Origin of the sequence: Pseudomonas sp. (assembly GCF_050739935.1) — a bacterium.
GTDB lineage: Bacteria > Pseudomonadota > Gammaproteobacteria > Pseudomonadales > Pseudomonadaceae > Aquipseudomonas.
The window spans coordinates 1-12066 of the sequence record NZ_JBOICF010000129.1; the positions used below are offsets into that span (position 1 = coordinate 1).

Genomic DNA, 12066 nt, shown 5'->3' on the forward strand with positions numbered 1-12066 from the left:
TAGGAGCCGGCTTGCTGGCGAATGCGCTGGATCAGATGCGCAAGTGTCGACTGGCAAACCGCATTCGCCAGCAAGCCGGCTCCTACAGTACATAGCGCGCCACACAACCTTTGCATTGTTCTATTCTCAGCCCATGACCCCATTCCCGACCTTAACCGCCCTGCCCCGTCAAATCCGCGCGCCCGCAGTGCGAGATCTGGCGTGGGCGATTCTTTCGCCGCCGATGCTGGCGGTGACCGCATGGCCGCAACGCCATCCCTTAAGCGGCAGCGACTGGGTCCGGCATCCTCAGGCGCTGGAAGACTTTCTGCGACGGCTGGACCATGACAGCAGCGTCCTCAACGACTGGCTTTCCCGCACCTCGACTCGCCGTCTGGGCCTGTACTATGAGCGCCTCTGGCAGTTCGCGATCCAGCACGCGCCGGGGGTGGAAATGATCGCCGCCAATCTGCCGATCCGTGTCGCAGGCCATACGCTGGGCGAGCTGGACATGCTGCTGCGCGATGGCGACGGCGTCCATCACGTGGAGTTGGCGATCAAGTTCTATCTCGGCCCGCAGGAGGCTGACGGCCAGGATCCGGCTAACTGGCTGGGCCCCGGCAGCCACGACCGGCTGGACCTGAAACTGGCTCACCTCAATCAGCATCAGTTGCCGATTTCGGCGCGAGAGGAAAGTCGTCAGACGCTGGCGGCATTGGGCATCGCGTCGTTCAGCGCTGAGTTATGGCTGGGTGGCTATCTGCTCTATCCCTGGTCCAAATCCCCTACCTCTCCGCATGGCGTGCATCGCGATCATCTGCGCGGGCTGTGGATACATCAGAAGGACTGGCCAGCCTTGGCCGCTCAGCACCCCGAAGGCCGCTGGCAGACGCTGCCGCGCCACGCCTGGCTCGGACCGGCGCGCTATGGGCACGCCTGGAGTCATGATGAGTTTCAATCGTGGCTAGAGCAGCTTGACCCCATGGCCCAGGCGCAGTTGCTGGTGCGCCTGGAGCAAAGCGCCGACGGGCAATGGGAGGAAGTCGAGCGCCTGTTTCTGGTATCGGATCTGTGGCCGGCGATTGCGGAAACCAGCGAGGTCAGGCACTCAATCGCAACACCAGCGCCGCCAGCGTGATCAGCAGCACCGGCAGCGTTAGCACAATGCCGACACGCAAGTAATAACCCCAGCCAATAGTGACGCCTTTTCTGGCCAGCACGTGCAGCCACAACAAGGTCGCGAGGCTGCCGATCGGCGTGATTTTTGGTCCCAGATCACTGCCGATGACGTTGGCGTAGATCATTGCCTCCTGGAGCGGGCCATGAGCCTGACTCGCATCAATCGACAGCAGCCCGATCAGCACCGTCGGCAGATTGTTCATGACCGAAGACAGTAGCGCCGTCAGCACGCCTGTACCCATCGCCGCGCCCCACAGGCCATGTTCGGCGAAGCGATCCAGCCAGCCTGCCAGATAGATGGTCAGTCCTTCATTGCGCAGCCCATAGACCACCAGGTACATGCCCAGCGAGAAAATCACGATCTGCCACGGCGCCTCCTTCATCACTTTGCGCGTGGAAATCCTGTGGCCCTTGGCGGCGATGCCCAGCAGGATCGCGGCGCACACCGCCGAAATCGCGCTGACCGGAATACCCAGCGGCTCCAGGGCAAAGCAGCCGACCAGCAGAATCCCCAGCACCCACCAACCGGCGACGAAGGTGGGACGGTCATGGATGGCCGAGGCCGGCTCATCCAGCTGCGAGGCGTCGAAGGTCTGCGGGATGTCGCGGCGAAAGAACAGCATCAACACGGCCAGCGTTGCAGCCACGCTGATCAGGTTCACTGGCACCATCACCGAGGCATAGCGATTGAAGCCGATGCCGAAATAGTCCGCAGAGACGATATTGACCAGATTCGACACCACCAACGGCAGGCTCGCGGTGTCGGCGATGAAACCGGCGGCCATGACGAACGCCAGGGTCGTCGCGGGCGAGAAGCGCAGCGCCAGCAGCATCGACATGACGATCGGCGTGAGAATCAGCGCCGCCCCGTCGTTGGCGAACAGCGCCGAGACCAGCGCGCCGAGCAGCACGATGAATGCGAACAACCCGCGCCCGCGCCCCTTGCCCCAGCGCGCTACATGCAGCGCCGCCCAGTTGAAGAATCCGGCTTCGTCGAGCAACAGACTGATGATGATCAGGGCGATGAAGGTGCCGGTAGCATTCCAGATGATGTGCCACACCTGCGGGATGTCCGCCGGATGCACGACGCCGAAAAGCAATGCCAGCACCGCACCGAACGTCGCACTCCAGCCGACTCCCAGTCCCTTCGGCTGCCAGATCACCAGGGTGATGGTGACCAGAAAGATCAGTACCGCAGCGAACATCAGCGTTTGGTTCTTGGAAGCAGTATCGCCAGAACGCCCAGCAACGGGAGGAAGGAGCAAAGGCTGTAGACATAGACGATGCCATGGAGGTCCGCGAGGTGTCCCAACAACGCTGCGCCGATACCACCGAAGCCGAACATCAGACCGAAGAAGATGCCGGCGATCATGCCGACGTTGCCCGGCACCAACTCCTGGGCGTAGACCACGATGGCCGAAAACGCCGATGCCAGAATGAAGCCGATGATGACGCTGAGTACGCTGGTCCAGAACAGATCCGCGTAAGGCAGCGCGATGGTGAACGGTGCGACGCCGAGGATCGAGAACCAGATCACCGCCTTTCGGCCAATCTTGTCGCCTATCGGCCCGCCGAAAAAGGTCCCCGCCGCCACCGCCGCCAGGAACATGAACAGGTGCAGTTGCGAGCTGGCGACAGTCAGCTGGAATTTATCGATCAGGAAAAAGGTGAAATAGCTGGTGAAGCTGGCCATGTAGAAATATTTGGAAAACACCAACAGCGCCAGCACCACCAACGCGCTGGTGACGCGGCCTTTGGACAGCCCGTGGGTCGCAGCCTGCCCGGCCTTGAGCTTGAACAACGCCAGATGACTTTTGTACCAGCGACTGATGGCGTACAGCAGGCCTACCGAAAACAGCGCGATCAGAGCGAAATAAGCGATATGGCCCTGACCGAACGGAATGATGATCGCCGCTGCCAGCAACGGCCCGATCGCCGAACCGCTGTTGCCGCCAACCTGAAAGCTCGATTGCGCCAGCCCAAAACGCCCACCGGACGCCAGCCGTGCGATACGCGAGGCTTCGGGGTGAAAGGTCGACGAGCCTACGCCGATCAGGCCTGCCGCCAGCAGGATCAACGGAAAGCTGCCCACCGTGGCGAGCATCAGCACACCCGCCAGAATGCACAGCGAGCCGACCGGCAGCACCAACGGATTGGGGTGGCGATCGGTGTAATAACCGACCCAGGGCTGCAGCAGCGAAGCCGTGACCTGAAACGTCAGGGTAATCAACCCGACCTGGGTGAAGCTCAAGCCATACGAGGCTTTGAGCATCGGGTAGATCGACGGCAGAATCGACTGGATCAGATCATTGAGCAGGTGCGCCAGGGCTACCGCACCAATGATGCGCATGACCAGCGGACTGGATTGAGGGGCCGCGGAAGTCGCGGTCGAAGGGCTGGTGACGGCCATCTGAGTTCATCCATCGAACGATTGATGTGCCGCCCGCAAATTCATTGCAAAAGATGTCTACGGCACAAGGGGTCGCCAATGTGCCATTTTTTGGGGCAGTGGTGCCATGTTTTGTTGCGGATTCAGGCGACAGGTTGCATCGCCGAACGCCGCCCTAACGACCCGTCCACCTCATGCAGCGACGCCTTCGACGTCTCCGGCAACGCGAGGCCTCCCACCAGCCCCAGCACCGCCACCACAATCAAATAGAACGCGGGCGACAGATTGCTGCCGGTCAGACCGATCAGCCATGTCGCCATCAGCGGTGCGGTTCCGCCGAAGACCGTGTAGGCAATGTTGTAGGTGATCGCCGAAGCGGTGTACCGGGTGCGTGTGGGAAAGGTCTCGGACAACAGGGCAGCGGTGACCACGTTACACAATACCGCGCCGGTCGCCAGCAGCATCACGCCGACGATGGAGCCTGCGAACGAGCCGGAACTGGCCATCAGGAACGACGGATAGACCATCACCGCAAGCAGGACACAAGCCGTGATCACGGTTGCCCGACGCCCTACCTTGTCGGAAAACGCTCCGGCCACGGGACAAAGCGCGGAAGCAAACAGCAAGGCGAGCAGCGACACCAGCAAGGCAGTCGCACGGCTCAAGCCACCCGCCACCTGCAGGTAAGTCGCGAAATAGGTGGTGAACATGTAGAACGACAGCGCCGTCAGCGAGATAAACGCGCCCAGTGCGCAGATGGCCCCACTGTGATTGCGCAGGGTTTCCTTGAGTGGCGAGTGGGCAACCGCGCGCTCTTCGGCGACCGCCTGAAACGCCGGCGTTTCGTCCAGTTTCCAACGCAGATACAGGCCGACCAACCCGAGCGGCGCTGCGACCAGAAACGGCAGGCGCCAGCCCCAACCGCTCATGGCTTCAGCCGAAAGCGAAGCCTCCAGCGCGTAGGCGAAGATCGCCGCCGAAGCAAATGCCGCAAAGGTCGACACCGGCACGAAGCTGCCATACCAGGCACGCTTGCCGCGCGGCGCGTGCTCCATCAGGTAGGCGCAGGCACCAGCGTATTCGCCCCCGGCAGAGAAGCCCTGGGCACAGCGAATGATGGTCAGAAGGATCGGCGCAGTCACGCCGATTGCTGCGTAGGTGGGCAACAGACCGATAATCGTGGTCGCCCCGGCCATTAACAGGATGGTGAAGGCCAGCGTGCGCTTGCGTCCAATCCTGTCGCCCAACATGCCGAAGAACAATCCGCCCAAAGGACGAAAGGCGAAGGCTACGGCGAACACAGCGAAGGTCTTGAGCAACGCTACGCTGGCATCACCGCTGGGGAAGAATTGCTGCGCGATGGTAGTGGCGAGAAATCCATAAACCGCGAAGTCGAACCATTCGACGAAATTGCCGATGCCGGCCGCTACGATGACTTTTCTCAAAGTGGCAGGATCGACCTGCTCAATGGCTGGAGTGGTCATGTTGAACCTCGGCGCGCATAAGAAAGATCCGATTATCGGTACAGCGCCTGAGCCGCCTTACTCCAGAAGTGTCGTCGACATACTCAGAACCGACCTGTCGGGGTGTCCGGGCGGCAGGATTCGTGCCAGAGAACGCGTGATGGTCTCTACTACCGCGAACTCTCCGCCGACCCCAGACCCTGTGGGTCTTTTTATGAACGCGCGTTTGTCCTCGTCGCGATGAAGCCTCGTTTCCCCTGAAGGCCGCCGGTATGCACGAAAATCAGTCGCAAGCCTTCGGATGTTCGCCTGGCGTCGATGGCGTCCCTCAGGGCCAGCAGCGCCTTGCCGGTGTAGAGCGGCTCAAAAGGAACGCCGCTTTCCTCTTCACACGCCGCGATGAATTCAAGCAACTCGGCGTCGATCTTGGCGAAACCACGACGGCTGGCGTCGAGCAGTTCGTATCGGTTGCCCGCTTCAGGACCGAGAATAGCCATCACATTCTCGGCAACCCCATGATCCCCTGGCACCGCCATAGCCCCATACACCTTGCGCCGCCCGGCTTCGGCCAGCACCAACCCGGCCAATGTAGTGCCGGTGCCGCACGCCAGCCACCAGCCGTCAAAGTCGTCCCAGCCGACATTTGCGAGTTGGGCATAGGCCTGATTCACGATTTCGGCACAGCCCAACGCCCCACCCAGCCCACCACCACCCTCGGGCACCGGATACAGCTGCGGATAACGCTCACGCCATGGCAGCCAGAACCCGTCCTGATGGCGAGCGCGATAGCCTGCATAACCCAACCAGTGCAACTGCATGCCGAATGCCTCGAGGTCGAGCACCGTCGGAGTCTGCACAGAATGCCCGCGCAACAGCCCGACGGTGGAAAAGCCGAAACGCTTCCCCGCCGCCGCCAGAGCATGAAGGTGATTGGAATGCGCGCCGCCCAGGCTGATCAGGCCTTCTGCACCTGCCTTTTTGGCCGCAGCGAGATGGTGGGTGAGCTTGAACCATTTGTTACCGCTGATCAGCGGGTCGATCAGGTCCAGCCGCAGGACGGCGACGTCGATGCCTGCGGCGGCGAGCCAATGCAGGTTGAGGGGTTGCAGAGGGGCTTGGGAAAGCATGGCGGTGATCGATAAATCAGAGAGGCCAAGTCTACCACCGCGTTGAAGCCATACATCGATCCCTGTAGCAGTCCGGCGTGCCGGCGTTGGCGGTCTGCAAATCGCCACCGCCGACAAGCCAGACTGCTACAGGATGTTCAGTACTCATTCAGGTTAAATAGTGCCCGGCCGTTCAGGGCACTGCTCACAACTGCGCCGCCAACCGCGACCCTTGGTTAATTGCCCGCTTGGCATCCAGCTCCGCCGCCACGTCGGCGCCGCCGATCAGATGCACGCTCTGCCCCGCCGCCTGCAAGCCGTCGTACAGTTCACGCAGCGGATCCTGCCCGGCGCAGATCACCACGTTGTCCACAGGCAGCAGTTTTTCTTCGCCCTCGGCGCCAATCCGGATATGTAACCCTGCGTTGTCGATCTTCAGGTATTCGACGCTGTTGAGCATCTGCACCTGCTTGTTCTTCAACCCCGTGCGGTGAATCCAGCCGGTGGTCTTGCCCAAGCCGTCGCCGACCTTGGAACTCTTGCGCTGCAACAGGAAGACCTGACGCGCCGGAGCGTGAGGATGCGGCTTGATCCCGGCCACGCCGCCACGGGCCTGCAGCGCGCCATCGATGCCCCATTCGTCCCAGAACGCATCGCGATCAAGACTGGTGGCCACCCCCTGATGCACCAGAAACTCCGAGATGTCGAAGCCGATACCGCCCGCGCCGATCACAGCCACCGACTTACCGACCGGCTTGCGTTCCAGTATCACGTCCAGATAACTCAGCACCTTGGCATTGTCGACACCGGGAATTGCCGGAATTCGCGGTGCGATACCGGTGGCCAGAATCACTTCGTCGAAGCCCTTGCCCACCAGGTCATCGACAGCGATGCGCGTGTTCAGGCGCACATCCACACCCGTGGTCTGCAATTTGCGGCCGAAATAACGCAGCGTCTCGAAGAACTCTTCCTTGCCCGGAATACGCTTGGCGATGTTGAACTGCCCGCCGATCTCGCTGGCCGAATCGAACAGCGTTACCTCATGGCCACGCTCGGCGGCAACGGTGGCGGCGGCCAAGCCTGCAGGCCCTGCGCCAATCACCGCGATTTTCTTGATCTGCGCGACCGGTAGGTAATTGAGTTCGGTTTCGTGGCAAGCGCGCGGGTTGACCAGGCAACTGGTGAGCTTACCGCCGAACGTGTGGTCCAGGCAGGCCTGATTGCAGCCGATGCAGGTGTTGATCTCGTCGCCACGACCGGTAGCGGCCTTGTTGACGAAATCAGGATCGGCGAGGAAAGGGCGCGCCATGGACACCATGTCCGCATCGCCCTCGGCCAGCACCTGCTCGGCGACTTCCGGGGTGTTGATGCGGTTGGTGGTGATCAGCGGAATGGACACCGAGCCGCGCATCTTCGCTGTGACCTTAACGAAAGCCGCGCGAGGCACCTTGGTGGCGATGGTCGGAATCCGCGCTTCGTGCCAGCCGATACCGGTGTTGATCAGCGTCGCTCCGGCCTGTTCGATGGCCTTGGCCAGCTGCACCACTTCTTCCCAGGTGCTGCCGCCTTCGATCAGATCAAGCATCGACAGGCGATAAATGATGATGAAGTTCGAGCCCACGGCTTCACGCACGCGGCGCACGATTTCCACCGGCAGGCGCATACGGTTTTCGTAGCTGCCGCCCCAGCGGTCGGTGCGATGGTTGGTATGAGCGACCAGGAACTGGTTAATGAAATAGCCTTCCGAGCCCATGATTTCCACGCCGTCATACTCGGCGGTCTGGGCCAGGGTCGCGCAATTGATGAAATCCTGAATCTGTTTCTCGATGCCCTCTTCGTCCAACTCCTTAGGCTTGAACGGGTTGATGGGGGCCTGAATCGCGCTCGGCGCAACCTGTTTCGGGCTGTAGGCATAGCGACCGGCGTGGAGAATCTGCATGCAGATCTTGCCGCCCGCCTCATGCACGGCCTTGGTCACAATCCGATGGTTGTCAGCTTCTTCTGCGGTAGTCAGCTTGGCCGCGCCGGAATAGACGCCACCCTCGACGTTCGGAGCGATGCCGCCGGTGACCATCAGGCCGACGCCACCGCGGGCACGCTCGGCAAAATACACCGCCATGCGCTCGAAGCCACCAGGCTTTTCTTCAAGGCCGGTGTGCATGGAACCCATCAGCGTGCGATTGCGCAGGGTGGTAAATCCCAGGTCGAGGGGGGCCAGCAAATGCGGGTATTGGGCGGCGGGCATATGAAACTCCATCAAGCATCATCACGAAGACGCGAGCACTCTTGGGCACTCGTCGATTTATTCAGGGGATACAGCCCAGTCCCTGCTCATGATGCAGACAGTAAACAGCATCTCGGTCATGCTCAATGACCGAATATGACAACTTAATGACCGTACTGCGCAGCGAGAGGGTGACACATTCCTGCAGCAACAAGGCTTGCCGAGATGACGATTGTCCGGGCGCCACCTGACAATGCTCCCTCTCATACCGGCTGGAATTGATTTCGCGTTCTGGACAGGTCAGTTTGCGCGAAGTCTGGTCGCTGACTTGTTGGCCTGATAAGTGGTGTATTTGCCATGGCGCACCCGTCGTAATGCTAGTCATTGCTCCGGCTGTGAGGGCCATGCCAGAGCTGTCGCGGCTGGCATATGGGTCATCGCAGGTTCATGAAAAAAGAATGTTGTGGATTTAAATCACTTCGATAAGCCACTGTTTTCCCGTAGCCTTGGGGGTCATCCACCCACGTAATTACATGCTCCTCAAGGCCCGCTCTTCACCCCCATGCGCAAAGTTCTAGGCTCACTCACCGCGGTTGTGCTGGCGATTCTTCTCATCAGCTATGGCCTGTGGACAAGCAAGCGCCACGTCGGCCATTACCTCACCGATCTGCGCATTCAACTAGTCATCAACGACGGTGAGCCAGGCGACCACGGCAATTTGCTGGGTATCCAGCCGGAGCTGTTTCCGTCCGACTATTCAAGCGTCAAACGCCTGCATCGCAAGCTCTCGGCGTACTTGCAACAGGCCCGCGACCACGGTCTGATCAACGACAAAACCATCGTTGTGCTGCCGGAGCACATCGGCACCTGGCTGTTTGCGGTGGATGAGAAATCACAGTTCTATCAGGCTGCGACCATTGAAGAGGCGATGAACTGGCTGGCCTTCAGCAACCCGCTATTGTTTCTCGATGCGATATTTCATGCCCGAGGCGAAAGCCGGCTGGACGATGCCCACCTGCGCATGAAGGCACGCAGCATGGCCCAGGATTATCAAAACCTGTTCGGCGGCCTGGCCAAGGAGTTTGGAGTGACGCTGGTGGCCGGGTCGATCGTCTTGCCCGGCCCTAAAGTACGCGACGGGCAACTGCAGATCGGCAAGGGTGCGCTGTACAACAGCAGCGTAGTGTTCGGTCGCGACGGCTTGCCCATCGGCCAACCGCAACGCCAGCTGTTCCCATCCTGGTATCAGCGCGGCTATATCCGCTCCGGCAAGGACGCACCGTTGAACGTCATCGAAACCCCTGCTGGCCGGCTCGCCACGCTGATCGGCAGCGACAGTTGGTATCCAGACAATTACCTGCGCCTGAATGCGACAGGCGCGGAGCTGATCGCCGTGCCCGCTTTCGTGGCGGGCAATGGCCGTTGGTCGCAGCCGTGGCGCAGCGACAAACATCAGCCGCTGTCCCGCCATCTGGATCTTGGACCCAAGCCGCTCACCGAAGGGGAAGCCTGGCGACGTTTGGCTTTGGCCCCGATCAGCACCGCCAAGGCAGGCATCAGCGTATTCATGCGCGGGCAGTTCTGGGATCAGGGCAGCGCCGGGCACAGCTTTGCCAGCCGTGGTGGCCAGAGCGTTGCCGAGCAATCCATCAGCGCAGCCCCCAAGGGCGCCAAACCCGGCCACGGGGCGCGCCTGATCAATCTGTGGTTGTAATCGATGAAAGCGCCTCGGGTACGGCTGGGTGATCTATCGGTGGGCTTCGTCCATAGCCTGGCCGACGCCGTGCGTAGCGCTGGCCATGATCCACAACCCTTACTCGATCAATACGGCCTGGACGCGGCGCGCCTGGGCGAAGCCGGGGCACGGCTGTCGATCCCGCGCTATATGCGCCTGGGCCATGCGGCGATTCAACTGTCCGGCGTGCCTGGGTTGGGCCTGCGCATGGGCCAGTCGAGCCGCTTGAGCCAGGCAGGACTTGCCGGGGTGGCCGCCGCGCAGGCGCCGACCGTGCGGGAAGCGGCGCGTACGTTGATCCGTTTCGAAGCGCTATACGGGTCAAACTATCGCGGACAATCGAGTTTTCATGAGGACAGTGAAGGCGCGTGGCTGCGGTTTTACTCCATCAGCCCGTATAACGATTACAACCGCTTCGTCGTCGATTCGATTTTCGCGGGCTGGTTGCATCAGTTCTCGACTTTGGCAGGCGCAACGATAATCGCCGAGCGTATCGACATTGAATTCGATGCGCCGTCCTATGCCGCCGAGTATTCGGTATTGAGCGAGCAGCCGGTGAATTTCGGGGCCGGCATCAACCAACTGCGCCTGAGCCAGCAAAGTCTGGGGCTGCGCAATCCCGATCACGTACCGAGCACCTGGCGGCATTTGCTGCAACTGTGTGAACGGGAACTGGAACAACTGACGCGCACCCGCAGCCTGCGTGAACGCATCACTCAGTTGCTGGGGCCGTTGCTCAATGGTGGGAGGGAGCCAGATCTTGAGGAAGTGGCAGCCCGACTGAAACTGCCGACCTGGACCCTGCGTCGCAGACTTGCGGACGAAGGGACGCGCTTTCGCGCGGTTCTCAATGACACCCGTCGGGATCTGGCGATGACCTACATCCGCGATACGGAACTGGCCTTTGGCGAGATCGCCTATTTACTGGGTTTTGCTTCGGCCGAGGCCTTTCAACGTGCCTTCAAACGCTGGAACGGACAGACCCCCGGGGAGTTTCGCCGCAGCCATCGTCATTCAGCCTGATATGCTTTCCTACAGTTCGGTTGCGTCATCGGCGGGCTCGAGGGGATCGAGTTCGTATGCCTGATATTCCAGTAGTTCTTCCTGATAATCGTCCATCACTCATGCCCTCGTGGCTGTTCTCTTGCGTTGCGGTAGTCTTTTTCCGTCGGTTAAGCGACTGGTTTCACTGACCACGACCTTTACCCTAAAGTGCCGTCATGAACGAAACATGAAAGCTTCTTGAACAATCAACGAAGTGAACTCGGAAAAATTTACCGACGCTTCCTTGTCAGCGCTCTGGGGCGGGGTCCATAGCCAGCTGTCTGAATATTTAGCGCAGGACGAAAACTCGCGCAAGTGGTCAGGAAAAAATCGTAATCGCGCAGCAGACGGCGACCCTGTGGAGTGAGCGTGTTCACGAAGAGGACGCCATACACATTCGATGTAAGGCGCGGAGGTCAGGGTTTCGTGAGCAAGCTCAAACCCACAGGTTGATCGGTGCTGCCAAGGGAATGTGTTCACGGGACAGCAAATTGCTATTGACCACCTGGTGTGCTGCGCAATAGTCTTCGACCCATGAACGTAACCAAGCATTTCTTCGGCCAGATAATTATTACCGCCATTCCAGTCATGGCGGGTTAGCCGACGTTTGCATCGAACCCGCCCTAGAGGCGGGTTTTTTCTTTCTGTCTCCAGGGCCCCGAACCTCGAACCAGGAGTCAGACATGATCATCATCCGCCCTTCTCTCGCCGCCCTAGTTCCATGCCTGATCATCGCCGCCCTTTCGACGGGGACGACGCGATGACTCAGATGCTTCAGGACACACCCGTCAATGGCGACCTGCTGAACTTCTACGCCAGAAAAATCCTCACCTCCCGCGTCTACGACGTTGCCGTGGAAACCCCGCTACAGGGCGCTCGTCAGCTGTCCGAACGGCTGGGCAATCAGGTGCTGCTCAAGCGCGAAGACCTGCAACCGGTGTTCTCCT

8 protein-coding genes and 1 pseudogene are annotated in these 12066 nt (G+C 60.5%); 4 read left to right on the plus strand and 5 right to left on the minus strand.

Annotation, left to right across the window (positions count from 1 at the left end):
- Positions 1–133 precede the first annotated feature (133 nt).
- Positions 134–1117, plus strand: a complete 984-nt coding sequence (locus ACRER8_RS25710) for a DUF1853 family protein (protein ID WP_431748981.1) — start codon at positions 134–136, stop codon at positions 1115–1117.
- On the opposite strand, the gene ACRER8_RS25715 is transcribed toward ACRER8_RS25710, so the two are convergent.
- The 5 genes from ACRER8_RS25715 to ACRER8_RS25735 form a co-directional block, all read right to left on the minus strand.
- A complete protein-coding gene (locus ACRER8_RS25715) occupies positions 1080–2363 on the minus strand; it encodes an arsenic transporter (RefSeq protein WP_431748982.1) in 1284 nt (427 codons plus the stop codon). The two genes, ACRER8_RS25710 and ACRER8_RS25715, sit on opposite strands and share 38 nt — an antisense overlap.
- A complete protein-coding gene (locus tag ACRER8_RS25720; protein ID WP_431748983.1) occupies positions 2363–3568 on the minus strand; it encodes an MFS transporter in 1206 nt (401 codons plus the stop codon). The genes ACRER8_RS25715 and ACRER8_RS25720 overlap by 1 nt, the downstream gene beginning before the upstream one ends.
- A gap of 122 nt (positions 3569–3690) precedes the next feature.
- Positions 3691–5031: an MFS transporter gene (locus ACRER8_RS25725; protein WP_431748984.1), complete on the minus strand. Its 1341-nt coding sequence runs from the start codon at positions 5029–5031 to the stop codon at positions 3691–3693.
- 191 nt (positions 5032–5222) lie between these two features.
- Positions 5223–6137 (minus strand): 1-aminocyclopropane-1-carboxylate deaminase/D-cysteine desulfhydrase, encoded by a 915-nt coding sequence (locus ACRER8_RS25730; RefSeq protein ID WP_431748985.1) that lies wholly within the window; start codon positions 6135–6137, stop codon positions 5223–5225.
- A gap of 184 nt (positions 6138–6321) precedes the next feature.
- Complete coding sequence (locus ACRER8_RS25735) at positions 6322–8361, minus strand: FAD-dependent oxidoreductase (protein WP_431748986.1); 2040 nt, start codon at positions 8359–8361, stop codon at positions 6322–6324.
- Between the two features lie 541 nt (positions 8362–8902).
- Here ACRER8_RS25735 and ACRER8_RS25740 point away from each other — a divergent pair.
- From ACRER8_RS25740 to ACRER8_RS25750, 3 genes and pseudogenes are all read left to right on the plus strand, one after another.
- Positions 8903–10054: a carbon-nitrogen hydrolase family protein gene (locus ACRER8_RS25740; protein ID WP_431748987.1), complete on the plus strand. Its 1152-nt coding sequence runs from the start codon at positions 8903–8905 to the stop codon at positions 10052–10054.
- 3 nt (positions 10055–10057) lie between these two features.
- A complete protein-coding gene (locus ACRER8_RS25745; RefSeq protein WP_431748988.1) occupies positions 10058–11098 on the plus strand; it encodes an AraC family transcriptional regulator in 1041 nt (346 codons plus the stop codon).
- 790 nt (positions 11099–11888) lie between these two features.
- Positions 11889–12066 (plus strand): annotated as a pseudogene (locus ACRER8_RS25750) (threonine ammonia-lyase, biosynthetic); the annotation flags it as partial.